Origin of the sequence: Collinsella intestinalis (assembly GCF_902364775.2) — a bacterium.
Taxonomy (GTDB): Bacteria; Actinomycetota; Coriobacteriia; order Coriobacteriales; family Coriobacteriaceae; genus Collinsella.
In genome coordinates, this window is the sequence record NZ_CABJEU020000003.1 from 46,530 (window position 1) to 72,023 (window position 25,494).

20 protein-coding genes and 1 tRNA gene are annotated in these 25,494 nt (G+C 63.0%); 2 read left to right on the plus strand and 19 right to left on the minus strand.

The features are described 5' to 3' along the window. Nucleotides 1-68 precede the first annotated feature (68 nt). Nucleotides 69-1,367 carry a putative ABC transporter permease gene (locus FY258_RS07385; RefSeq protein WP_118104680.1) on the plus strand — a complete coding sequence of 433 codons (1,299 nt, stop codon included), beginning with the start codon at nucleotides 69-71 and terminating at the stop codon, nucleotides 1,365-1,367. A gap of 582 nt (nucleotides 1,368-1,949) precedes the next feature. On the opposite strand, the gene FY258_RS07390 is transcribed toward FY258_RS07385, so the two are convergent. The 6 genes from FY258_RS07390 to carA form a co-directional block, all read right to left on the minus strand. After that, nucleotides 1,950-2,354 (minus strand): molybdenum cofactor biosynthesis protein MoaE, encoded by a 405-nt coding sequence (locus FY258_RS07390; RefSeq protein WP_118104682.1) that lies wholly within the window; start codon nucleotides 2,352-2,354, stop codon nucleotides 1,950-1,952. Nucleotides 2,355-2,557: 203 nt separating this feature from the next. Continuing rightward, a complete protein-coding gene (locus FY258_RS07395; protein ID WP_259324493.1) occupies nucleotides 2,558-3,583 on the minus strand; it encodes a class B sortase in 1,026 nt (341 codons plus the stop codon). Nucleotides 3,584-3,589: 6 nt separating this feature from the next. After that, complete coding sequence (gene purE / locus FY258_RS07400) at nucleotides 3,590-4,066, minus strand: 5-(carboxyamino)imidazole ribonucleotide mutase (RefSeq protein WP_118104684.1); 477 nt, start codon at nucleotides 4,064-4,066, stop codon at nucleotides 3,590-3,592. A gap of 96 nt (nucleotides 4,067-4,162) precedes the next feature. Then, nucleotides 4,163-4,492, minus strand: coding sequence for a hypothetical protein (locus FY258_RS07405; protein ID WP_147350726.1), 330 nt, complete (start codon nucleotides 4,490-4,492; stop codon nucleotides 4,163-4,165). A 593-nt stretch (nucleotides 4,493-5,085) separates the two neighbouring features. Then, entirely contained in the window at nucleotides 5,086-8,385 is a 3,300-nt protein-coding gene (gene carB, locus FY258_RS07410; protein ID WP_118104688.1) for a carbamoyl-phosphate synthase large subunit, read from the minus strand. A gap of 1 nt (nucleotide 8,386) precedes the next feature. Next, on the minus strand, nucleotides 8,387-9,757 hold the full coding sequence (carA, locus tag FY258_RS07415) for a glutamine-hydrolyzing carbamoyl-phosphate synthase small subunit (RefSeq protein ID WP_118104722.1): 1,371 nt from the start codon (nucleotides 9,755-9,757) through the stop codon (nucleotides 8,387-8,389). Nucleotides 9,758-10,133: 376 nt separating this feature from the next. Between carA and FY258_RS07420 the strand changes: the two genes are divergently transcribed. Beyond that, nucleotides 10,134-10,206: transfer RNA gene (locus FY258_RS07420), tRNA-Lys, on the plus strand. Between the two features lie 92 nt (nucleotides 10,207-10,298). Here the strand turns inward: FY258_RS07420 and FY258_RS07425 are convergent. The 13 genes from FY258_RS07425 to FY258_RS07485 form a co-directional block, all read right to left on the minus strand. Continuing rightward, a complete protein-coding gene (locus FY258_RS07425; protein ID WP_118104690.1) occupies nucleotides 10,299-11,579 on the minus strand; it encodes an aminopeptidase in 1,281 nt (426 codons plus the stop codon). 3 nt (nucleotides 11,580-11,582) lie between these two features. Then, nucleotides 11,583-12,176: a hypothetical protein gene (locus FY258_RS07430; protein WP_259324494.1), complete on the minus strand. Its 594-nt coding sequence runs from the start codon at nucleotides 12,174-12,176 to the stop codon at nucleotides 11,583-11,585. A gap of 94 nt (nucleotides 12,177-12,270) precedes the next feature. Further along, a complete protein-coding gene (locus FY258_RS07435; RefSeq protein ID WP_118104692.1) occupies nucleotides 12,271-13,779 on the minus strand; it encodes a sensor histidine kinase in 1,509 nt (502 codons plus the stop codon). Between the two features lie 150 nt (nucleotides 13,780-13,929). Next, entirely contained in the window at nucleotides 13,930-14,649 is a 720-nt protein-coding gene (locus FY258_RS07440) for a response regulator (RefSeq protein ID WP_039910408.1), read from the minus strand. A gap of 261 nt (nucleotides 14,650-14,910) precedes the next feature. Further along, entirely contained in the window at nucleotides 14,911-16,161 is a 1,251-nt protein-coding gene (locus tag FY258_RS07445) for a hypothetical protein (RefSeq protein ID WP_118104694.1), read from the minus strand. A 194-nt stretch (nucleotides 16,162-16,355) separates the two neighbouring features. Continuing rightward, a complete protein-coding gene (locus FY258_RS07450; RefSeq protein ID WP_118104696.1) occupies nucleotides 16,356-16,622 on the minus strand; it encodes a TIGR03905 family TSCPD domain-containing protein in 267 nt (88 codons plus the stop codon). Nucleotides 16,623-16,964: 342 nt separating this feature from the next. Beyond that, nucleotides 16,965-17,639: a cytochrome c3 family protein gene (locus FY258_RS07455; RefSeq protein WP_118104698.1), complete on the minus strand. Its 675-nt coding sequence runs from the start codon at nucleotides 17,637-17,639 to the stop codon at nucleotides 16,965-16,967. Between the two features lie 24 nt (nucleotides 17,640-17,663). Then, a complete protein-coding gene (locus FY258_RS07460; protein ID WP_118104700.1) occupies nucleotides 17,664-19,910 on the minus strand; it encodes an aldehyde ferredoxin oxidoreductase in 2,247 nt (748 codons plus the stop codon). Nucleotides 19,911-19,922: 12 nt separating this feature from the next. Then, nucleotides 19,923-20,648 carry a 4Fe-4S binding protein gene (locus FY258_RS07465; protein ID WP_259324495.1) on the minus strand — a complete coding sequence of 242 codons (726 nt, stop codon included), beginning with the start codon at nucleotides 20,646-20,648 and terminating at the stop codon, nucleotides 19,923-19,925. A 233-nt stretch (nucleotides 20,649-20,881) separates the two neighbouring features. Next, nucleotides 20,882-21,475: an iron-sulfur cluster assembly scaffold protein gene (locus tag FY258_RS07470; protein ID WP_118104702.1), complete on the minus strand. Its 594-nt coding sequence runs from the start codon at nucleotides 21,473-21,475 to the stop codon at nucleotides 20,882-20,884. A gap of 412 nt (nucleotides 21,476-21,887) precedes the next feature. Next, complete coding sequence (locus FY258_RS07475) at nucleotides 21,888-22,628, minus strand: YdhW C-terminal domain-containing protein (protein WP_118104704.1); 741 nt, start codon at nucleotides 22,626-22,628, stop codon at nucleotides 21,888-21,890. Nucleotides 22,629-22,863: 235 nt separating this feature from the next. Continuing rightward, complete coding sequence (gene typA, locus FY258_RS07480) at nucleotides 22,864-24,693, minus strand: translational GTPase TypA (RefSeq protein WP_118104706.1); 1,830 nt, start codon at nucleotides 24,691-24,693, stop codon at nucleotides 22,864-22,866. A 225-nt stretch (nucleotides 24,694-24,918) separates the two neighbouring features. Continuing rightward, nucleotides 24,919-25,380 carry a hypothetical protein gene (locus tag FY258_RS07485; protein WP_118104708.1) on the minus strand — a complete coding sequence of 154 codons (462 nt, stop codon included), beginning with the start codon at nucleotides 25,378-25,380 and terminating at the stop codon, nucleotides 24,919-24,921. Nucleotides 25,381-25,494 lie beyond the last annotated feature (114 nt).

The window sequence follows — 25,494 nt, forward strand, 5'->3', positions numbered from 1 at the left end:
ACGTTCGGCCAAAACGGGTAATATGAACAAATATTCGATTTGTGCCATTTTGCGAGCAAGGAGCATCTGTGAGCGACCCAACAAGCCGCGCGGCCACCACGAACCCCGACTACGACCTTCCGGGTAACGACCTCGATCCCAAGAACACCACCGCCGACCAGCGCAAAGCCATCCCGCTCATCGTGCGCGTGTACGGCGCCCTGTGCGCGCTCGACGGCGTCGTGGCGCTGCCGCTCATGGGAGCCTACTTTGGCATCATGGTCTATCGACTGGTGCTCGGCCAGGAATCCGTCCTCATCGGCTCCAACCTCACCCTTACCGTCACCATGACGGCGATCGGCTCCGTCCTGGCGTTCGTCGCCTCGGTTGCGCTCATCATCTTCGGTTGGACGCTCATGAAGAGCTACCGCCGCGACGCGGGCCGCTGGGCATACGCCCTCATCGTGATGACGGTCGCACAGATCCTGATCGACGTCATGCTCCAGGGCATCGGCGTGCACCTCATCCGCCCCATGATCCAGCTGGGCATCCTCACGGCGCTCTCCGCCACGATCGACCCCACGCTGCGCCAGGAGCGCGAACTGCAGCGCCACCTGCGCGATCTCGAGGACCGCGAGGCGGCCGCCGAGGGCATGCTGGGCCGAGACCTCACGGGCGAGGGTTATATCAAGCTCAACTTCTTCAACCTGTTCTGGGTCTTTATGGTCTGCTGCGTGCTCGGCCTGATCATCGAGGTCATCTTCCACATGGTGTGGGTCGACCCGGGCGTGTACCAGGATCGAGCCGGCCTTCTGTTCGGCCCGTTCAGCCCCATCTACGGCTTTGGCGCTGTGCTGCTCACCGTTGCCCTCAACCGCTTCTATAAGCGCAGTTTTGTATTGATCTTCCTGGTCAGCGCCCTGATCGGTGGCGTGTTCGAGGCCGCTGTGGGCTGGTGGATGCAGACCTCGTTCGGCGCGATCGCCTGGGCGTACTCCTACGAACTGCTGCCCGGTATCCCCGACCCCATGGCGATCCTGTTCGCCGGGCGCACGTCCACCCCGTTCATGCTCATGTGGGGCACCCTCGGCCTGTTCTGGATCAAGGTCTGCCTGCCGCGCCTGCTCAAGCTCATCAACCTGATCCCGTGGAAGATGCGCTACTCGCTGACCACCGTGGTCACCGCCCTCATGCTGGTGAACGGTGTCATGACGCTCCAGGCGCTCGACTGCTGGTTCTGCCGTGTGAGCGGCATTCAGCCCAGCTCCCCGGTCGAGGAGTTCTACGCCGAGCACTTCGACAACGATTACATGGCAAACCGCTTCCAGACGATGACGATCCACCCGGATAGCTCGAGTCGTGTGGATTCCCCCAAGCCGGCGGCGTAAGCGGACGTCGGGGCAAGCACGGGCTTCAAACTCGCGCCGCGCGGCGGGCGCCGAGCGCCGGCCGAAAGCGGTTGCGCGCCCGAGGTAGTTGCCCTGCCAGACACGGGCACCGCTCTGCCAAATACGGGCACCGCTCTCAAATACAGGCACCGCTCTCAGACGTGATTTTGGTCGCAAAATGCCAGGCTGCAACAGCGAGGCATTTTGCGACCATTTTTTCGGACTTTTCCCCTATGAACCGGTCGAGAAATGCCTCTCTACGACAGCGCAGCATTTCTCGACCATTTTTCTAGCTATCCCACGTGACAAATGGTCGAGATTTGCCACGCTCCGACACCATGGCATTTTGCGACCATTTTTCTAATCGCAACGCATAAAAAATGGTCGTGATTTGCCACGCTATTACAAAGTGGCAAATCGCGACCAGAAGCCGGGCCTGCAATCGGATCAAAACCCGGTCAAAAGTTGGACCCGCGGCAGAGTCGGAAACCGCGCAAGAACTCGGATCGGCAGGCAGGGCCGACACTCGGAAAGCGACCAATCCGGACAGCCGCGAACGGCCCGAAAAACCGTCGTAACCCGCTACTCGGAGAGCTCGCGCTCCACGACGCAGGTGTTCTTGATGGTCGCAACCAAGTGCTGCAGGCCGTCGATCACGCGCGGGCGAATGTCGCCGCCAATGAGCACGAGCATGATGTCGTCGCCCACGGCGAGCTCGCCGGAGTTCAACCACACGCGCACGTAGCCGATGCCCGGCAAAGCGCGCGCCTCTTCCACGGCGGCGGCCACCTTGGCCTCGTCGTAGCTGAACACCATGCCGGTGACCTTGTCGCCGGGCTGGACGCCATCGGTCTCGATGCCACGGGCCTCGGCCTTGGGCGTCTCGCGCACGGTTCCGTTGTGGACCAGATACATTCCGCATGCGCGGAAGCTCGGGTCGGCCTTGGCCTCGCGCAGCCAAGCGTCGATAGAAGGCATATCTGCCATGGTCGATCCTTTCTTTCCCGCAATGCCCAACCGCAAACGGGCGCGCATGGGCATCGCCTTGACTATAAACAGCGCGCCGGCCAGCGGGAAAGCATCCCCAGCCAGCCGGCGCGAACATGTCTCAATTTGCACCTGTCCCCAATTGAGGCCAACATGTGCCCCCAATTCGCACCTGACCCCAATTGAGGCTCCCCAATTGAGACTTACTGGGCCGGAATGGTGTCGACCACGCGGCACACCATGCCGGCGCGGGTGGTGCGGGGAATGATCTGTCCGGCGCACGTCACGAGGGTGAGGACCTTGTCGGCCTTCTCCACCTCGGCGGAGGCATCCTTCGCACTTGCCTTCGCCTGGGCGAGGGAAGCCTGCAGGTACTGCGTAAAGGCCTTCTCGCTATCGAAATTGGTGCGGCGGGCGTCGACATAATCGTCTTGCACCTGCATGGTGAACATCGGCTTGAGAACGTAGGTCATCTCAGGCGTGATGTAGTAGACCTTCTTGAACGTGTCGAAGACCTTCTGGTCCATGCTCGCATCGATGGGCTCGAACATGGCGCCGTCGTTCATGTGATGGCCGTACAGGGTGGTCTGCTGGTCGACCATACCCGGGGCGGTGCCGTCCATGTCCATGAAGATGGTGCCGTTCTCGCTGTATTCGCCATTGGGCAGATGACGCAGGTAGGTGTTGTTCGTCTCGCCCTGCGCGACCACGTAATTGATGCGCGTTCCGGGGACATAGATCCAGCCCACGATATCGTCGCTCTCTTTTTTGAGTGCGTCGAAATCGATCTGCGGAATATCGTCCTCGCCCGAGAAATCCTTCACGGCCATCTCGGCGATGCCGTTGTAGTAATCATTGGCCTTCTTGTAGCCGATCTGCGCCTTGACGAACAGGCCACCCGCCACGAGAAGCAGCGCCACGCCCACCGCAATCAGGATGTTGGAGAGCACGTTGCCGCGGCCCTTGCCGGAACGTCCAGGTTTACCGCCCTGAGGCGCGCGGTACGCGGACGAAGCTGGGGTTCCCGCCTGCGCACCATGCACGGGGCGCACGGAACGCACGCCCTGGACCGGACGCTGCCCGCCGACGGCCTGCGAACCGCGCGCGGAACGCGCGTACGGCGACGGGGGAACGGGCTGCGAGCTCACCGGTCGCGGCGCCTGAACCCCACCGGGGCCGGGCGCGGGCTGGCCTTTGGGTTTGAAGTGCTTTCCCCCTTCGTTCGCCATGCGCCTCTACGCCTCCGCCATCTCACGCTTGAGCTGGGCGATGGCCTCGCGATACTCGGGCATGGTGGCGCCGAGGATCTGCGTGGCGTAGATGGCCGCGTTCTTGGCGCCATTGATGGCAACGCAGGCCACGGGCACGCCGGAGGGCATCTGCACCATGGAGAGCAGAGAGTCCAGGCCGCCCAGGTCGCTCGTCTTCATGGGCACGCCGATGACCGGAAGCGGGGTGAAGGCGGCAACGACGCCGCCGAGATGCGCAGCCTTGCCGGCGGCCGCCACGATCACCTTGATGCCGCGGTCGGCCGCGGTCTCGGCCCACTCGTGCACCTGCGCGGGGTTGCGGTGCGCGCTGGCAATGACCAGCTCGTAGGGAACACCCAGGCGCTCAAGCTCGGCGGTGCAGCCCTCCATGACGGGGAGGTCGGACTTAGAGCCCATGATGATGCCGACGAGCGGGGTCTTTTCAGTTGCAGTGGTTTCCATGGTGCCTCCAGGGAATCGCGGTGGTAGTGGCTTTAGTATACCTACTGGCACGAGGGGGAGACTGCTCTCAGCCCATTTCACACGCGATTGGGAGCGCTATTCCGCGAACGTCCCGAGCTCCTCGGCCATGCGGATGACCTCCAGGCCCAATGCGGTCAATTCATAGCTGTTCGACAGGCGGGCGCCGTTGGGCTGAACGTTGTCGCGAACGATGACGAGCTCGCAATCGCGCAGCGCGGCGAGGGTTCGAATCACCGTCGGAACGCTGACCGCGGCAGCCTGGGCAATATCGCGATGGGCAAGCTGGACCTCGGCACAGCGGCGGCCGTGCTCGCAGCTGGAGCGCTCGGCGATGACGCGCAGCACGCGGCAACCGGTCTCGTTGACCCGAACACCCGGAATATTGACCCGGACTCGTTTGCTCATGTTGGCGCACCTCCCCGAAATACGCATCTGCCCCAGGATGGACGCCCGCGCCGCGGCCTCCGCACTGCGGCGGACGCTCAGCGCGCGCCCGCACGGGGAGGCCAGATTCGCATCTACACACGTCATCCAGCCTGACTTGCACTCGAGAACCATAACACCTTATCTCTACCTGGCAGCTATCAATTTGTGTCTGGGGTGTCATTTTTAGAGCCTGTGCCTGGGATTTTATCGTCACCGATGAGGAGCTTGCGAACAGATGCAGTCCAAGCGGCTTCCACACGCTCAACTCAAGAGGTTCGTTGAACTGCCAAAACTACCATGTCGTCAAGTTATTGATGGAGGGACATTCCGCTTCTCGCGCCACCCCTTCGAATCGCTCCCAAAGGGCCTAAGCGCACCCCCCCTCACTTTTTTCTGTCAACGGTTTGTAAATTGAGTCGATATGACCGGTTTTAACCCGCATCTTCACATTTAGGGCAAACGCAGACCTCGCCATGCAAAAGGGTGCCCGGGCCTAAGCCCGAAGCACCCCCTTCCCGAGGAAGACCCCTCCCCCGCACTATGAAACTGCCCCGCAGCGGACCGTCTGCGACCTACGCCAGGTCCTGCAGCGCCACGACCTCCATGCCGTCGCCCGACTGACGGGCCTCGAGCGCGGCGATGTACGCGTTGGCGGCGGAGAGCGCCGTCAGGCAGGTCACCCCGCGGCGCACGGCCTCGGTGCGAAGCACGTATCCGTCACCGCGCGAACCCGGGCCGTAGGGGATGTTCACGATGAACGCGATCTCCCCGTTGGCGATGAGGTCGAGGATGGAGCGTGATTCGCCGGACGCGGATCCGGGCGCAGAACTCGAGGCCCCGACCTTGCCCACGATCTCGCACGGCACGTTGCCGCCGCGCAGCACGCGCGCCGTTCCCTCGGTGGACACGATCTCGAATCCCAGGTAGCGCAGGATGCGCGCGAGGCTCAGGATGTGGCGCTTGTCGCGGTCGCACACCGAGATGAACACGCGACCGTCCTTGGGCGTCGGCAGCTGGTAATCGATTGCCAGCTGCGTTTTTGCGTACGCCTCGGGATAGCTCTTGGCGATACCCATGACCTCGCCCGTCGACTTCATCTCGGGCCCCAGGATGACCTCCGCGCCGGGGAAACGACCCCACGGCATCACGGCCTCCTTCATGCAGAAGTAATCGAGCTTGCGACGGTCATCCGGCAGGCCCAGGTCGCTCAGAGCGGCTCCGGCCATGATACGGGCGGCGCAGCGGGCAAGCGGCACGCCCGTCGCCTTGGAGATGAACGGCACGGTGCGGCTCGCGCGCGGATTCGCCTCGATCACGTAGATGGCGTCGCCCTTAACCGCATACTGCACGTTCACCAAGCCGCGCACGCCGAGCGCCAGCGCGATGCGGCGTGTCGTCTCACGCAGCTTTTCCTGCAAGGACTCGGAGAAGGAGAACGGCGGGATGCACGTGGCCGAGTCGCCGGAATGGATACCCGCCTCCTCGATGTGCTCCAAGATGCCCCCGATGTAAACGTCGCGTCCGTCGCACAGGGCGTCGACGTCGCTCTCATACGCACCCTCAAGGAAACGGTCCAGGTAGATGGGATGATCGGGGCTCACGCGCGTGGCCTCGGCCATGTACTCGCGCAGGCGCTCGGCGTCGTAGGCGATCATCATGCCGCGGCCGCCGAGCACGTAGCTCGGACGCACGAGCAGCGGATAGCCGATCTGCGCCGCGACGGCCTCGGCCTCCTCGAACGAGGTCGCCATGCCCGCCGGCGGATACATGATGCCCAGTCGGTCGAGGAGCGCCGAGAAGCGCTCTCGGTCCTCGGCAAAATCGATGGCGTCGGGCTGCGTGCCCATGATCTTCACGCCGCTCTCGGCCAGCGCGCGCGTGAGATTGACCGGCGTCTGACCACCCAACGTGGTAATCACACCCACGGGGCGCTCGGCATCCACGATGTCCATCACGTCCTCGTAGGTGACCGGCTCGAAATACAGGCGGTCGGAAGTGTCGTAGTCGGTGGACACGGTCTCGGGATTGCAGTTGACCATGATGGTCTCGAAGCCGCGCTCGGCCAGCTCGTAGCAGGCATGTACGCAGCAGTAGTCGAACTCGATGCCCTGGCCGATGCGGTTGGGGCCCGCGCCCAAGATCATGACCTTGGGCTTTTCACAGGAACGCACCTCGTCGGCAGCCACGCCACGGCGCGCAGCGGGAGCCGGGCGCATGAGGTTCTCGTACGTCTTGTAGTGGTACTCCGTGGCGCTCTCGAACTCGGCGGCGCACGTATCGACCGTCTTCATGCTCGGCACCACGCCCAGCCCCTTGCGATACGCGCGGACGAAGCGCTCGTCGCTGCCGGTCAGCAGCGCGATTTGGGCATCGCTCGTGCCGTACTGCTTGAGCAGGCGCATTGCGTCGGCGTCGATGTCCTCCACGCGCAGGCCGCGCACCGCCTCCTGCACGGCGATCATATCGTGCAAGCGGGCGAGGAACCACGGATCGATGCGCGTGGCGTCGTACAGGCGCTCCACGCTCCAACCGCGGCGCAGCGCCTCGGCGACATAGGCGATACGCCCCTCGCTCGCACGGGACACAGCCGCCGCAAGGTCGTCCTCATCCAGGGATGCCAGCTCGCCCGCGCCCTTCGCGTTCACGCCGAAGCCGCAGGCCCCGTCCTCGAGCGAGCGCATGGCCTTGCCGAACGACTCTTCGAACGTGCGGCCGATCGCCATGACCTCGCCCACGGCCTTCATGCGCGTGGTGAGCGTCGTGTCGGTGCCCTTGAACTTCTCAAAGGCGAAGCGGGGCACCTTGACCACGCAGTAGTCGATCGACGGCTCGAAACACGCCGGCGTGGCGCGCGTGATGTCGTTGGTGATCTCATCGAGGGTATAGCCCACGGCCAGGCGCGCGGCGGCCTTGGCGATGGGGAAGCCCGTGGCCTTGGAGGCGAGGGCCGAGGAACGGCTCACGCGCGGGTTCATCTCGATGACGATGAGGCGCCCGTTTTGAGGGTTGACCGCGAACTGCACGTTCGAGCCGCCCGTCTCGACGCCGATCTTCTCCAAAATCGCCAGGGAGGCGGCGCGCATGCGCTGGTACTCAAGATCGGACAGGGTCTGTGCGGGAGCGACGGTGATGGAGTCGCCCGTGTGCACGCCCATGGGGTCGAGGTTCTCGATGGAGCACACGATGATGCCGTTGCCGGCGCGGTCGCGCATGACCTCCATCTCATATTCCTTCCAACCCTCGATCGATTCCTCGACGAGCACCTCGCCTGCCGGGGACAGCTCGAGGCCCTGGGCCACGATCTGGATGAGCTCGGCCTCGTCGTGGGCGATGCCGCCGCCCGCGCCGCCCATGGTGAAGCTCGGGCGCAGCACGCACGGATAGCCCGTACGCTCGACGATTGCCAGAGCGTCCTCGACGGAGTAGGCGTAACCGGAGCGCGCCACCTCGAGGCCGAGTTCGGCCATGGCCTCGTTGAAGAGCTTACGGTCCTCGCCACGCTCGATCGCGGCAAGGTCGCAACCCATCATCTCGACGCCGTAGCGCTCGAGCACGCCGGAACGGGCGAGGTCGACGGCGGCGTTCAGACCGGTCTGGCCGCCGAGCGTGGGCAGCAGCGCGTCGGGGCGCTCGCGCTCGATGACGCGCTCGATGAACTCCGGCGTGATGGGCTCCACATAGGTGCGGTCGGCAAGGCCGGGGTCGGTCATGATGGTCGCAGGGTTCGAGTTGACCAGGACCACCTCGTAACCGTCCTCCTTGAGGACCTTGCAGGCCTGGGCACCGGAATAGTCGAACTCGCACGCCTGGCCGATGACGATCGGGCCGGACCCGATGACCAGGATGCGTTTGATGTCTTCGCGCTTGGGCATGCTAGTTCTCCTCCGTTGCAAAATTCCAGCCGGCGAGGCGGTCGGCGGCGATGTCGATGCTCAGATAATCCGGTTCGCCCGCCATTAGGCGCGCGAACGCGGTGAACAGGTAGTGCGCGTCGGTGGGGCCGGGCGAGGCCTCCGGGTGATACTGCACGCTGAAACACGGGGCGTTGAGGAGCTGGATGCCCTCGGCGGTACCGTCGTTGAGGTTCACATGCGTGAGGCGGATGCGGCCGAAGCGCTCATTCTCCACCACCGGCGCGATGCCGCGCTCGACCCAGAAACGCAGGTCGCCATCGGTCGGATGCTCGGCAACGCCGCCGGACAGCTCGGGCACGAGGGCGCCCAGGCTGGGGAACACCAGGCCGAAGCCGTGGTTTTGCGCGGTGATCTCCACGCGACGCGTGAGGAGGTTCATGACCGGCTGATTGCCGCCACGATGACCGAACTTGAGCTTTTCGATCTGCGCGCCGGCGGCCAGGCTGATCATCTGGTGGCCCAGGCAGATGCCGAATACGGGCACACGGCCGATAAGCTGCTGCACCTGCGTGTACGTCTCGGGGACGGCGTCCGGGTCGCCGGGGCCGTTGGAGAGGAAGACGCCATCGGGGTTCATCGCGAGCACCTCGGCGGCGGGGGTGTTCCACGGCACGACGACGAACTCGCACCCGGCGCGGACAAGGCCCTCGAGGATGCCGCGCTTCACGCCGCAGTCGTAGGCGACCACGCGATGCACAGCCGGATTCGCAACCCCCTCACCCGCCGGGGAGGCCAGGGCGAAATCATGGGCAGCAGGCAAGTCTGCCGTGGTAAAGGGGTGAGGCTCGGGGCAGCTCACGGTCTTCACGAGGTTCTCCCCCACCAGCTGGGGCGCGGCGGCCAGGCGGGAGGCGAGCTCGTCCAGATCGAATTCCTCGGTCGAGACGATGCCCATCTGGGCACCGTTGTCGCGCAGGTGCTGGACGAGGGCGCGCGTATCGACACCCTCAATGGCAACGATGCCGAGCTTCTGCAGATATGCAGGAACGCTCGTTGCGCTACGCCAGTTGGAAGGCGTGGGGCACATGTCGCGCACGACCATGGCGCGCATCGCCGGGGCGTTCGCGGGACGCGAGCCGTCGCCGGGGAAGGCGCTCTGCACATCGGCGAGGTCGATGCCGTAGTTGCCGATCTGCGGATAGGTCATGGTCACGATCTGGCCAGCGTAGCTCGGGTCGGTCATGACCTCGAAGTAGCCCTCGAGCGAGGTGTTGAAGCAAACCTCGCCGGTCGCCGTGCCCGCAGCGCCGCAAGAGCGGCCGTAGAACACGGTGCCGTCGGCAAGCAGCAGCACTGCCGGGCTGGTATTTCCTTTTGAAGTGGATGCCATGATGCGCTGGGCCAGGGGGCTCGCATCAGCGCGCGAAGGCGCGGGCGCACACACGTCCGCAGGGCGATTCAAACCCATCTCGTCTCCTTTTCGGTCTCTCGGTACCGGCTTAAAGGCCGTATGGTCTCGGGGTATTGTACGCGACTTTGCAGAGTTTCGCGTAGTAAATAATTTATATTCGTAATTTGGCTATGGAGTAGGATTTTTATGCATTAGGCACTTCAGTGTCTCTGCAACCAGCCCTTCATTCAAACGAACGCGCCACGGATTTGCCCGTCTCGACAGCGGCACCGAAATAAAACCGCAATGCACGGACACCCCCATTTGCCGAGACACGCGATGCCATAGCTGCCGACCGTGGTACAATGCAGCACGCGGGTCATTAGCTCAGCTGGCAGAGCAGGGGACTTTTAATCCCAAGGCCCAGGGTTCGAACCCCTGATGACCCACCCTTGAACATGAACGCGAGGAGCCTGCGCCCCTCGCGTTTTGTTTTTGCGGCATAAAAAAGGCCGCCGACCCACGTCGGCGGCCAAAAAGCCTATTCCCAGGTCCACTGACCGTTCACGAAGATCGGAACCTCTTCGCCATCGACCGTGATACCCGTAATGTCCAGGTCGTCGGCACCGATCATAAAGTCGACGTGCGCGGCGCTCTTGTTCAGGCCGCGGCGACGCAACTCCTCGGCAGACAGGTCGCAGCCACCCTCGTAGCACTCGGGGAAAGCGGATCCAAGCGCCAGGTGACAACTCGCGTTCTCGTCGTACAGCGTGTCGTAGAACAGAATGCCCGTCTCGCGGATCGGCGTGTTCTTCGAGATCAGCGCAACCTCACCCAGGCGACGCGCACCCTCGTCGGTCTCAAGAATGCTCTCAAGCGTATCGCGGCCAACTTCGGCGTCGAACTCCACAACGCTGCCGCCCTCAAAACGCAGCCAGAAGCGGTCGATCTTGTTGCCGTGGCGTACGAGCGGCAGGGCCGAATACACGATGCCGTCCACACGGTCGCAATCCGGCGAGGTAAATACCTCCTCCGTGGGGATGTTCGGCGAGAACTCGCACCCCTCGGGAGTCACGCTCGAGCCGCCCTCCCACACATGGCGGTCGGTCATACCAACCCACAGGTCGGTGCCGTTGGCCGAGGTGTAATGCAAGCGATCGAAGTGACGGTCGTTCAACAGACGCAAGTTCTTCCCGAACGTGGCGTCGTGCAGCTCCCATGCGGACTCGGGATCATCGCCGTCCGCGCGGGCAACGGAGAGAATAGCGCACCACAGACGATAGACGGCGACCTCGTCCTCAACGCCCGGATACACGCGACGGGCCCAAGCGGCCACCGGTGCGCCGGCGATACACCACGGGTTGATGTTGAAATCCATGCCGCGGCGATATGCCTTGCACTGGGTGTTGCGCGCTTTGGAGGCCGCCGCGGGCTTGGCCGGATCGATACCCTTGAGGGCCTCGGGGTCCGCACCCTCGACAAAGATGAAGCACGCACCACCCTCGGCAAGCGAATCGAGCTGCTCGCGCTGCCAGGAAGGAACCGTTTCGAACCAGGAAGCCTCGACGTTCTCATACGTCAAACGCGTGATCTCGTCGTCGCTCCAAATCACGGTCACGTGGCCGGCGCCGGCGGCATACGCACGTGCCACCAGCGTACGCACGAACGGCGCAACCTCGACCGGAGCCTGGATGACAACCTCCTGCCCCGCCTCGACGTTCACGCCCTTGCGAACGATCAGGTCGGCATAACGCTCGATCTTGGGCTGCAGCTTGAGCATGCCGGCGCGGGCATCCTCCACGGTAAGTTCGGCCTTGAACATATGCTACTTGCCCTGCTTCTTGTCCTTGGGCGCCATGGAGCGGGCAATGACGTCGTCGAGCTTGGCGGCGGTCATGCCAGCGGCCTTATCGCGGCAGGCGTTGCGGATCGGGCGAATCTTGATGAAGTCGAAGATAAAGGCGACGATGATCGCAGCGTAGGCGGCCACAATCAGGGCAAACTGCGCGGTCTGGGCACCCTTGTCGGCCATGCCGTCCTGGCCGAGAACGGCCAGCAGCACCCAGGTGCCGATAAGCGCCAGGATGCCGATGACGAGCAGGACCCACCAGATGCGGCGATACCGCGGATAATCCTCGTCCTCCTTCATGAGCTGGCTGGACGCGGTGTAAATGCGGTCCTCCTCACGGCGCAGTTCGGCCTTGCGGGCCTTCTTCTCCTCCTTGGACAGGTTGGAGAGGTCCTCGCCGCGCTCGGCGGCGGCGCGTTTGGCCTTGGCGGTTGCCGGAACCACACGGACCGAACCGCCCGCGGGACGGGCGGGCTTGGCGGAAGAGGTCGACTTACGGGCCATGCCGGAGCCGGACATGCCCTGCAACTTGTCCTGGCTACGCTTGTTCTGGGCGCTACGGGTGCTCACGTGCTCGTTCTCCTTCATGCAGTTTGGGGTCGGCGCCTCGCGCGCCAAGCCGCGGGCCAACGGGGCCGCGCGATACCCCTCCGAGGTTTTACAGCTAATGCTTCATTGTAGTTGAAGTGCCCTCGGCTTCCAGCTCACGGGGCAGATGAATCGTAAAAGTCGTGCCTTTTTCGAGCTCGGATTCCACGGCGATGAACCCATGATGGCGCTCGACGATCTGCTTGGTCACGGCCAGGCCCACGCCCAGGCCGCCCGCCTCGCGGGCACGGCTGGCATCGGCGCGCCAGAAGCGCCCGAAAATACGCGCAAGGTCGTCCTTCGCGATGCCGATACCCGTGTCGGAAACCGTCACCATCACGTGCTTTCGATCCCCATGGACCGACACCACAACCCAACCGTCCTCGGGTGTGTAACGCATCGCGTTGCTCATGAGGTTGATGACGCACTGCGTGATCATGTCCGCATCGCAGGTGATCACCGCGGAGCGGCCCTGCATTTCATCGGCAAAGCGCAGGTGCAGGCCCTTGTTGTGGAAGAGTTGATGCTGATTGTTCACGATGGTACGCGTGAGCTGGACAATGTCGACCTGGTCGAGACGCAACGGGGCCGCATGGTTTTCCTGGCGGCTCAAGTCGAGCGTCTGCTGCACCAGGCGCGCCAGGCGCCGGGTCTCGGAGGCGACGGTCTCCAGATGCTCGGCGTCGGTGGGGTACACGCCATCCTGCATGGCCTCCACCGTGGCCTGCATGGCCATGAGCGGGGTGCGCAGCTCGTGCGCCACGTCAGAGGTAAGGCGGCGCTCGCGCTTGAGGTCGCGCTCAAGATTGGCCGCCATTTCGTCGAAGGTCTCTCCGAGCTGGTCTATCTCATCGTCACCGCGCATGTTGGTGCGGGCCGAAAGATCGCCCTCGCGGATGCGGCGGGCGGTATCGGTGATGGTGCCCACGGGCTTGGTGAACATACGCGACACCAAGAAGCCCACGATGACCGATATGGAAATGGCGATGAACGCCGCGAGCCCCATGGCGTTGAAGGTGCGCTCGCGAAATGCCGTATCGGCCTTGGTGAGCAGGGCGTCGCTGCCGAGCACCCATAGACGGGCATCGCCGATGCGCACGCCATCCGTCGCGATGATGGGAACCGTCACAGCGGACTCGGGATCCGTGGGGGCCTTGGAAACGGGGCTGTGCTCTTTGGCATGGCGCGCGGGCAGGGTGTCGTCGTACAAGATCTTGCCGTTGGCATCCATGACCTGCAGGCCGATATCGTCGGACAGGGCGCTGGACTCGGCAATGGCGGCGAGCGACTCGCGCTTCCAGCCGCCGTCCGCTCGGTACGTCTCGGCGATCTTGGCGGCCACCACGTTCGCGATCTCCTCGACGTTGGCGCGCGTGTAATCGGAAAATGCACCGCCCCAGACCACCATGACCACGGAGGCCAGAATCATGACCGTCACCAACGAGGTCAGGGCGAAGGAGAGCGCCATCCTGCCGCCGTAGCTGATGCCGGTGCGCGGCGTGGCGTGCGGCGTGTTCCAACTGGCGCGGCTCGAGGACTGATCACCCTCGTACCCGTGTTTTTGCCCGATGACCAAACGCGCCATCTCACCCTCCTCATGATTGAGCCTCAAATGGGGACAGGCACTAATTGCGACACTCGGCGCGTCTCGAATCGCACCTGTCCCCATTTGAGACTGCCCGTTAAACGAAAAAACGGGCGCCACGACCATTCGCGGCGCCCGTCTGCAGACGTGTTACTTGTCGGCCTTGTCCGACTGCGCGGGAGCCTCGAAACGATAGCCCACGCCGTGGACGGTGTAGAGCCACTTGGGTTTCTTGGGATCGTCGCCCAGCTTGGCGCGCAGGTTCTTGACGTGACTGTCAATCGTGCGCTCGTAACCCTCGAAGTCGTAACCGAGAACCTTCTCCACCAGCTCCATACGGTTGTACACGCGACCCGGATGACGGGCGAGCGTGGTGAGGAGCTTGAACTCGGAGGCGGTGAGGTCGACCTCTTTGCCCTCGACCAGAATCTTGTGGCCGGAGATATCGATCACCAGATCACCGAAGTCGAGCACCTCGACCTGCGGCTCATCGGCCTGATGGGCGCGACGGAACAGCGCGCGCACGCGAGCAACGAGCTCGCGCGGGGAGAACGGCTTGATGAGGTAATCGTCGGCACCGAGCTCCAGGCCGATGATGCGATCCTCGACCTCGCCCTTTGCGGTGAGCATGATGATCGGCACATCCGAGGTATCGCGAATGGCGCGGCAAACGCGCTCGCCGGAAAGCTTGGGGAGCATGAGGTCGAGAACGATCAGGTCGAACTGGTGCTTCTCGAACTCCTCGACAGCGGACTGGCCGTCGCCAACGCCCACGACCCAATAGCCCTCGCGCTCGAGGTAAGCGGCCACCGCGTCGCGAATGGCCTTCTCGTCTTCAACCAACAAAATCTTACGTGCATCTGAAGCCATGGGCGGCCTCCTCGTCTCGTGATCAAGCGTCATTACATTTTAACGCACAAGCGCGACGCATATCTTGGATGGAGTATGCCCAATATGCCGGACGCTCAATCAAGCGCCCGGAATCTAGCGCGGCGTGCAATTGGGGACGGGTGCAAATTGCACACCGCCGCGCCAAGCCCTTTGAACTGGCAAGGCCGTGCATGATGTGCAATTTGCACCCGTCCCCAATTGCACCTAATTGCGCGCAGGCTTCAACCGATGCCCGGCGCACTATGCCAGCGGGAACACCCTGACCTGCACGGCGGCGGGCAGACCGTTGTCGCCGCGGACCGTGGCGAACGTCACAAAACGATCGGTCTCGCCCTCGCTCGCGGGATAGTCGCCGTAGTCGGTGGCCTTATCGGGAGCGGGCAGGATCGCATAGGTCTTCGCTTCGGTATCCAGCACGAAATGCGACGAACGCGCCTTGATGAGGTAGCGGCTGCCCTTCCCCGCCACGCAGGCGAGGGGTTCGCGACTCAGGTACACGAACGGACCGCCCTCGCGACCGATGAACGTACCCATGTTGCCCAAGCTTCCGCCGTACCCATAGTTAGCCTCAACGGAGAACGCGAACGCCCCGTTCATGTACACGGCCTCAAAGGGGCTCACGTTTTGCGGCATGACCAGCTGGTCGACCATTTTGCCGCCGTCGAGGTCGAGCGCGGTTATCCCGTAGAACGTGCCCTCCTCGGTATTCACGCGCGGCGCGATGGTGAGGCATCCCCCGCTCACGCGCGGCCATGTGGCAAAGCGACCCGGACTCTCGTAAAGGTCCTTGGCCTTGGCATCCCCGAACGCCCAGCTATAGCAATGAGAGAACTCCGCACGCTTGGAACCGCTGGCAAGCGGCATCTTCTGCCATATGACATGCCCGCCGGCCACCGTGAAACGCGCGGGCTCCCAATCGGCGTTGCCGTGGTCGAGCTCGACCGCCTCGCCCGCAAGCGCGCCGTTTTGCAACTCCTGGGCGAGAAGCACCCACGACGCCTCTGCGTAGTTCATCTCGATCCACGCATAAACCGTCTCGCTGCAGCGAACGTCGTGGAAGCCGTACGCACTGCCCTTGATGGGCTGCGGGATCAGCGTAGCGCGCGCGCCCGACGCCAGGGAGATGATGCCGAGCGTGTTTACCGAACGAGCGCTGGAGGGCGCCTCGAGCAGCGCGGCCCACGCACCCTCGGAGTGAAACGGAACCGTGCCGAGGGGCAGGTCCCAAGCGGACTGGGCGGCGAGCGGATTGTCGGCGCTCTTAAATTCCTCGGTCACGTTCACGATCTTGGAGTCGTCCGTGATGACCTGGGGCTCGCCGCTTACCTGCTGCTCATCCCCCTTCGAGCTGCAGCCCGCGAGAGAAACAGCCCCAAGTGCCGCCGTAGCCGCGGCCGCGCCTTTGAATAGAGAGCGGCGAGAGAAACCGCCGCTGACCTTACGGCCGGCAGCAGGGCTCTGGTTCAACTTTTCGCGATGTTTACTGCTCATTATGTGAGATCCCCATACAATACGCTGCCGAATGCTCAATCCTGGATGTGCCCGTCCGACACCGCCGCCCCGACGCCCTTCCGGCAACCCGGCGCCCGCGCCCGTTCGGCGCCACACCGTAAAGCCGCCAGGCAACCATCTTCAACACCCGACGACACGGCACCGGGCCTCAACCGGGCGAACAGGCCTTTCGGCTACTCGGCAACCAACCCCTGGGCCTCGCGCAGGGCGCGGGTCATCTGGTCGGCACAGGAGGTCTTGCGCGGGCCGCACGTATTGCCCTCGAGCATCTCGACGATACGGTCGACCGGCTGGCCTGCCACCAGTTTGCCAATCGCCTTGAGGTTGCCGTTGCAACCACCCTCAAACGAAACGTTCTCAATGGTCTGGCCGTCCTCGGACAGTTCCACGTGGATCATGCGGGCGCAAACGCCGCGCGGCTTGAAATCGAGCTTGGTCATGGTCATACCCCTCACTATCGGTCTTTCTGCTGGAAAAGTATGCCATACCCATATGTGCAGTTTGGGGATGCGCCGGCCCTGGACTGTCCCGCGACAAATACCTATGCCCGCAGCGAAATTGACTATGGATACCCGCCTTTTGCGCGAATCAAACGGCAGACATCCATAGGCAATCCCCGTGATGCACCGCAAACGCCCATGCGGCACCGCAATCGCCTTGCGACGCGGGCAACCTAACCCGAGGCGCATGCCCCGCAACCGCCGCACAGAAAAAGGGCGAGCCCAAAGGCCCGCCCTTTCTTGGTGCTCAATCGCAGCCCGTCGAATCGCAGCCTACCGAACTTACTCGGCGGCCTCGAACAGGAACGGCGTGGTCCAGCCGTCCGGCACGGCGCCCTCGGAGCCGTCGCCAAGCTCCTGCTTGGTCCAACCCTCGGGGATGCCGCCCTCTCCCTCCCAGGCACCGACCTGGTGGCAGCCAGCGCAGGTGAAGACGCTCTGGTCGTGCATGCGGTGGCAGGAATTGCACTGCTGCACGCCATGGAAGTCGCTGTGCGGGTCAAAGGCAAGATCCTTGGTGGAGGACTCGCTCGCACCGGGCATGATGCCGGCGCCCGCGTGGCAACCGCTCTGCAGGCAGAACTCGTTGGTGTAGGTCACCTTGGCGAGCGGGGTCTCGTGGTTGCCCGTGAGCTGGGACTGAGCCATGCGCACGGAGGTGCCGAGCGTGTTCTCGTGGCAGTCCAGGCACTTGCCGTTCACAACACCCTTGTGGGCGAACGCCAGGGAATCAGTCTGATTCTCGAACGTGTCGTAGTACTTGCCCATGGTGCTGTGGCACAGGGCGTCGCAGTAGCCGGGGGTGGCGCGCCAAGCCCAGCCGGCGACACCGAGAACCGTCACGGCCACGACGGCGGCGATCACGATGGGAAGGCGCTTGCCCTTCCAGTCGCGCTTCTTCTTGGGAGTCTCGGACGCGGTCTCGGCCACGTTCGTCTCCTTGGTCTCATCAGCCATAGTTGCTCCTCTACCTCAAGCGACTTAAGCGGACAGCGCCGGGTTGTCGCCGCAGTACTTCTCGAGAATGTGGTCGTAAGTGCGGGTGCGCTTGTCGAAGGCAACGCCACCCTCGGTGAGCAGGCCGCGGGACTCGAGGTCCTCGGCGACGTCGTCCATACCGAGGTCCTTCAGGCACTCCTTGGTCGGGCAGCCGAGCTTCTCGTCCCAACCGAAGCGCTTGTAGAGCATGGTAAGGGCCTTCTTCCAGTCCTTACGCTCCATCTTGTCGGTGCCGGGGGTGAAGGGCTCGATCTCGGGATCCTTCTCGAAGACCCACTCGGTGATGACGTCGTGGACACCGCGCAGGTCGTTGCAACCCACGTTGCCGTCCTTGTCCTTCATGCCGCGGACCGTGTTGGCGCGCTGGAGGGTCATGATGCGCTCGCCGGCCTTGTACAGGTCGTCGATGGTGACCTTCTGGCCGGTGACGGCGGTATAGAACTGGGCCTCGAGGTCCAGGTCGCCGCGGTAGTTGCGCTCCTTAGCGGGAGCCATGGCCATCGGCCACACCCAGTTGCACAGGACCAGGGAGTCATGCAGGACGTCGGTCACGATGCTCCACCAGGCGAACTCGGCCTTGGCCTCGTTCATCTCGGTGTAATCCTTGACCGGGTCGATGGCGCCCTTGCCCCACATCTCGGTGGCCATCTCTTCCTTGAGCTCATACGGCAGGCCGCAGCCGTGGAAGTTGACGGCGGAGTGGATCATGTCGTCGCGGTTGAACATCATGTTGTACAGGCCGCCGACCTGACCGAAGGTCTCGATGGAGTGGTGGACCGGCCAACCGCGGTAGTTGATCAGCGCAGACTTGGCGTTGTCAAACCAATCCATGCAATCCCACTCCTTGGCCCACACGATGGGACCATGGCCGAGCAGGGAGATCGGCTTGTTCTCAACGTCGTTGGAGGCAATGTCGAGCAGGATCTTGACGAAGCTCGAGGGATCCTGGCCGTGGATGATGGCGTCGAAGTTGTACTCGGCCATCTGCTCGGCCGGGACGTGCTTGTCCAGGATGCCGGCGGAGTAGGTGTAAGCCAGGTCGCGGTAGAGCTGGGCGTAGTTGCACCACAGACCCAGGTCGTCGACGGTGGCGGAAATGAGCATGTTGTAGCTCACGGAGAGATCGGACAGCGTCTTGCCGTCCTCCTCGAAGATGCCATCGGCCTTGAGGAAGGACTGCATGTAGGCAGAGAACGGGAAGCCGGGGACGCAGGTGTTGCCCTGGGACTCGTAGCCGGTCTTCTCCTGCACGTAGGGCACGTGGACCTGGGCGTAGCAGCGCACGGGGCAGCTGTGGCAGCCGGCCATCTTGACCGTGTACTTCTCGGCCGCGGGACCCATGTCCTTGGTGGACTTCATGCAGCGGTAGCCCATGGTGTTGAGCTCGAACGGCTTGGGCTCGCCGGTCTCGATGGGACCGCCCTCGGCGGCAGCCCAGTAGAGGCCCTTGCGAGCGGTCCAACGGGAGCCGGCGTCGTAGTACTCGGCCCAGGACTGCTGGGTGCTCGGCACGACATGGTTGTTGTTGGAGCCGATGACCTGGGAGATCATGTAGTCGGACAGGTCGGCGACCATCTGCGGGTCGGCGACGTGGCAGGCCTTGGTGCCACGGACGACAACGGCCTTGAGGTTCTTGGAGCCGAAGACGGCACCCAGGCCGGCGCCGGCGGAGTGGGAACGGGTGTTCATCACGCAGGCGTAGGGCAGCAGGTTCTCGCCGGCGAGGCCGATGGCGGCCACGCAGCACTCGGCACCGTGCTTCTTGCACAGAGCCTCGGTGGTCTCGCGGGTGCCCTTGCCCCACAGGGCGGAGGCGTCCTCGATGCTGATCTTGTCGTCATCGATGAAGATGTAGCAGGGCTTGTCGGCCTTGCCCTCGATGATCAGGCCGTCGTGGCCGGAGTACTTGAGCATAGCACCGAGCTGGCCGCCGCAGTGCATGTCGACCACGAGGTGGTCGGTGGTGAAGGTGGACAGGGACGCCCAGGTGGAGCGACCCGCCAGCGGCACGCCGGAACCGGTCAGAGGACCGACAGCGAGAACGGCCTTGTTCTCCTCGTCCATCCAATCGACCTCGGGGCCGACCTCGTCGTACATGATCTTGTTCGCGAAGCCCATGCCACCGATGTAGTCCTTCTGCATCTCGACATCGGACTCTTCGGTGATATCTCCGCTCGTGAGGTTGACGCGGGCGATCCAGCCAGCCCAACCGTAAGAGGTTTCAGCCATTGCGCTTCTCCTTTACTGGGCGATCTTGCCGCCGCCGACGAAGTCCTGGACTTCGCTGACGTAGGGCCACTTGATCTCGGAACGGGTGGGGCCGGAGGAGTGGTTAACGTTCTCCCACTTGATGAGCTCGAGAGCGCCGTTGGGGCACTGCTCGGCGCAGCGGCCGCAGGCAACGCACTTGGTGGACTTGTGCGTCTCGGTGTTGACCACGGGCATGTGCCACGGGCAGGCGGCGACGCAGGTGCCGCAGCCAACGCACTTCTCGGGGTCGACGGTGCGGGTGCCGTCCTCGAGGGTCACGATGGCAGCGTGCGGGCACGAGGTCTGGCACAGGGCGGTGGTGCACATGTGGCACGCACGGATCTGCCACTCGCACGAGTAGAACAGACCGTCGCAGGACTCCCAGTCGGAGCCGAACTGCAGGCCGTCATGCACGTGGATACGGGCGGCAGCGGGCTGAGAGGCGCCGTCGTTCTTGAGCGTGCACATCATCTCGCAGCGCTGGCAACCGGTGCAGCGGGCACGGTTGACCTTGAGCACGTGGGCCGGGGTCGCATAATAGTCGACCTCGCCCTTGGAGCTCGTGGGGGCAGCAGCGGCGGTATCCGGGAGCAGCCCCAGCGCCACCATGCCCGCCACGAACGCGCCCGACACCTTCACAAACCCACGACGGGTAAAGAAGGAGTCGAGACGGTCCGCACCGGAGCCAACCTGCTCCATGGCGGTGTTCTCTTTCATAGTTCCCTCCCCAAAAGGCTTCACGGGCGCCCCTGCGCCCATGGAACGTAAAAGCTGCGCGCATGGCGAAAATGCGCACATACAGACAGGTTCAATTATGCCTGAATAAAGCGTTTAATCCCCAGATGCTCATTATTCTATTTGGAGAATAATACCTTGATTCACGGGGTGTTGGCGGAACGCACATCCGTCGCAGTACACACCCGACGGCCACCACGACACCCGCGCCACCCCTACTCGATTTCGCCGGCCTCACGCAGCTCCTGGTCGATACGCTCGTCACGCAGGGAGCAATTCTCGGTGAGAAGGCAGTTCGGGCACATGCGCTCGCAGCGAACGACCTCGTTGAGCTGGGCGATCTCATATCCCTTGATACGCAGCAGGTAGTCGCCAATCAGCGCGCGCACGGCCTCCACCGCATAGGTGAGCGTGTACTTACGGCCGTTCGGCAGACCGCCGACCGCCTCCAGGATCTCCTCCTTGGTGATGGCGAGGGCCTCGTCGAACGTCTTCCCGCGCAGCATGGTAGCGAGCGCCGTGGCACAGGCGATGGCGGCCAGGCAACCATGACTGCGGAAGCCGACCTCGACGAACGTCTCCGTCTCGGGATCTATCTCGGCAAACAGCTGCATCTGAACCGTACCGCGCTTCTCCTTGCCAACGCTGCAAAATGCGTTGGCACCGTCTGGGATACCGCCGTTCTTGGCGTCGGCAATCAAATCGAGCGTGCGCTCGGAATACTCGGTGATTGGGGCGTCATTCTCGATCTGGTACATATCGGGCGTGCGCAAAAACGGCGTGTCTTCGGTCAGGCGGCGCTTGGCCATGGCGATGGTTCCTTCCTATCGGGTTTCCCTGTCATTATCCCTATCAACGTGCCGCCGCGAAGGCGGCTTTGTCATGCTGCAAGATCTCGCGCGGCGTCGCATTCAGTCTTTTGGTCGCATTCTGCCACTCTGTTGGTCGCGATATGCCTCGCTGTCTCACGCTGGCAAATCGCGACCATTCCGATACCCAAGCGGGCGGCGTTTTGGTCGCAATATGCCTCCCTATCACAAAGTGGCAAATCTCGACCCTTTTCAGATACCAGCAAACGGCATTCTGGTCGCAGTCTGCCTCGCTGTCGCACGTTAGCAGTTCGCGACCGTTTTCAAGTGCAAACAACCGAGATTTCAGTCGTAAAATGCCTCGCTGCAGCAGGATGGCATTTTACGACCATCCATCTTTCGCGGCGAACCTTTACGGGTTGCGGAACTTCTCCACCCCGTACCATTCGGCCAGGGCCTTGCCCTGCGCGGGGCTCAGATGGCGCGTGGAGTAGAAGAACGATTCGTTCAGGCTCGTCGTGGTGATCTCGATATCCGCATATGCCTCGTCGTTCATCGCGCGCTCGAACAGGCCGGCAACCTTGGACGCAGACCACAGATACGGCTGGTTCAGGAAATCAGAGGCAGCCACCGGACGCGGATACACGCGCGACTCGGTGCGCACCACGTCGGCAAACGTCGCCAAATCGTCACACTCCGCCGTATTGAACAGCGCATGGGCAAAACTGTGCGACATGAGCGGTTTGGAATACAGGTAGATGCCGGATTTGCCGTACAGGATGACGATGTCCGTCACCTCCGGCTCGGGGAGAGGATCGTCCAAGCCGAGCTCATTGAGCTCGGGGCGATCGTCGTATCCCAAAGGAAGATCCTGCTTTCCCATGGCAGGGGCGTCCTCGGCGTGAGGGTGCTCCTCGATGAACGCAAGGAGCTCCTCGGCAAAGGTGCGCGCATCGGTTCCCGCAGGGGCGAACGCACGCTTGACCCAGCGATCGGACGTGGTCAACTTGCCATCACGCGAGCGGCGTCGCAAATCGGAAAGAGCCTGATCGGCCGCAATCAGCCAGTCGTTGCGGGCGTGGATCCGAGCGACCTCTTCATCGGAAGCCCGTCCCATCTCTTCAGATGCCCTCATTTCAATCTCATCGCTCATGCATTACCTCAACTTATCAGCCCCGAACGCAAAAAGGACGGGGTCAATCCGTACGCATGCCAGTTTACCAGCATACATGCAGATAGACCCCGTCCCCTTACGAACGATTGATCTCAAAGAAGCCGGACCCAGTCGGCACGGGACAACCCGGCCTCCCGACGTGGCGCCAGCGACGGCGCCCAGTCAACCCGGTAAGCCACCAGCGGCCTTGGGCGGACATCACCCGAACAGCGCGTTACTTGGCCGCGCGGTTCGCGGCCTTCTTGCGATCGGTGGCGTTCAGCAGGCGCTTGCGCATGCGGATATTCTTGGGCGTAATCTCAACGAGCTCGTCATCGATGATGTACTCGAGCGCCTCCTCCAGGGAGAACGTGCGCGGCGGCACGAGCTGGATGGAGATGTCGGAGGTCGAAGAGCGCTGATTGCCCAGGTTCTTGGTACGAGCGATGTTCACGACCATATCGCCGGGCTGGTTGCGCTCGCCCACGAGCATGCCCTCGTAGCACTCGGTGCCGGGCTCGACGAACAGCGAGCCACGCTCCTGCAGCGTACCCAGGGCGTAAGCCACGGCCTTCTCGGTCGTCATGGCGATCATGGCGCCGTTCTTACGGCCGCCGATCTCACCGGCATACGGACCGTACTCGAGGAAGGTGTGGTAGAACACGCCCTCACCGTGAGTGACGTTCAGAATGCGGTTCTTCAGGCCCATGATGCCGCGGGTCGGAATGCGGAACTCGACGTGCGTGACGGAAGTGCCGGTCTCCATGCTGGTCATGGTGCCACCGGAATTGCCGAAGATCTCAATGACCTTGCCGGCGTACTCGTCCGGGCACTCCACAACGGCCTGCTCGACAGGCTCCTGCAGGTTGCCGTTCTCGTCCTTCTTGAACAGGACGCGCGGACGACCAACCTGGAACTCATAGCCCTCGCGGCGCATGGTCTCCATCAGGACGGAGAGGTGCAGAATACCGCGACCGCTCACCTCGACGCCGGTCTTGTCCGGCAGCTCCTCGATGCGCATGGTCACGTTGTTCTCACGCTCGTTGAACAGGCGCTCCTTGAGCTGACGGGCACCGACGATATCGCCGTCGCGACCGACGAGCGGGGACGTGGAGGCCTCGAACACGATGGAGAGGGTCGGCGGGTCGATCTCGATGGGATCGAGCTCGACGGGGTTCTCAGGATTGGTGTACACGTCGCCGATATCGGTGTTGTCCACACCCACAACGGCGGCAAGGTCGCCGGCACTGACCTGGGAGCACTCAGTGCGGCCCAGATAGTCGAAGGTGAAGAGCTGCTTCACGGTAGCGGTCTTGCGCTCGCCGTCGTTCTTGACGACGAGAATCTGGTCGCCGGTGTGGATGGTGCCGGAATACACGCGGCCGATACCGATACGACCCACGAAGTTGGAGTGGTCGATAGTGACGCACTGCATGGCAAGCGGGCCGTCGACATCGACCTCGGGAGCCGGCAGATCGCTGACGATCATATCGAGCAGCGGATACATGTCCATGTTGCCATCCTCGGGGTCGAGGCGGGCATAGCCGTTCACGCCAGAGCAGTACACAACATGCTCCATCGCAAACTCAAGCTGCTCGTCAGTGGCGCCAAGGTCGGCCATCAGGTCGAGGCAGTCGTTGTACGCCTTCTCGGGATCGGCGCCGGGGCGGTCGATCTTGTTGATGACGATCATGATGGAAAGACCGGTGTCGATGGCGTGACGCAGCACGAAGCGGGTCTGGGGCATGGGGCCCTCAAAAGCGTCGACGAGCAGCAACGCGCCGTCGGCCATGCGCAGCACGCGCTCGACCTCGCCGCCGAAGTCGGCGTGGCCGGGCGTATCGATGATGTTGATCTTCACGCCGTTGTAGTCGATGGAGATATTCTTAGCCAGAATGGTGATGCCGCGCTCGCGCTCCTGGTCATTGGAGTCGAGCACGCGGTCCTGGACCTCCTGATTGGAGCGGAAGGCGCCAGCGGCGCGCAGCAGCTTGTCGCACAGAGTGGTCTTGCCGTGGTCGACGTGAGCGATGATGGCAATGTCTCGAAGGTTGTCTACGCGCATGGGCGTCCCCTATCCATAATTGGGCCTCACGCAAGCCAGTTTCGATGAGCGTGATAATTCGTCGGTATACGGGAAATCGTAACGGCGGTATTGTAGCCGTTGTTACTGATACAAACATGCCTCACCAGCGGGTTTGCTGGCACTACACATAATCTGAAGCCATAGAACTACTCTGCAAGATTGGCAAAACGGTTCACCAGAGAGGTGAGACAGTGTATCCCGATCCTAAAGAAGGGCGGGTTCCTCGCCAGCCGGCTCGGGATCGCACCAGCGGAAGTCCTCGCCCATGCCCGCCCCCTCATACAGCACGTATGCGGAGTAACCCATCGACATCCCGCGCTGGTAGAAGCTCACAATGACGGCATCCTGAAACTCGCAGTCGAGCTCCACTCCGCCTGCATACGCAATCGCATAGCGATCGAGCGGACCGACATGATCAGACTGGATTCCCGCAGCGCTGGCCTCAATAAAATGCTGAGCACCCTCGAGACAGGCCTCGGGACCATCCTCGGTAAAACAGGCCTGATACCGGTTACCGTTTGCGTCTTCGGCGATGAGGACCACACCAAGGTCCTCGCCATCGGCCAGACCATTGAGCATGTCATCGATCAGGTCGCAGACCATGGCATCGAGCTCGGCAGAGACCTCGTCCTGGGAAGCTTCATTGTTGTAGATTTCCTCAGACATAGGATCTCCTATCCGGTTAGGCATATGCCCTCGAGCCAGTGCAAAGGTACATGATAGACCAATGCCTCGTTACAACCTATCGACATAGCAAAAGAGGGCCCCCGAGGGGACCCC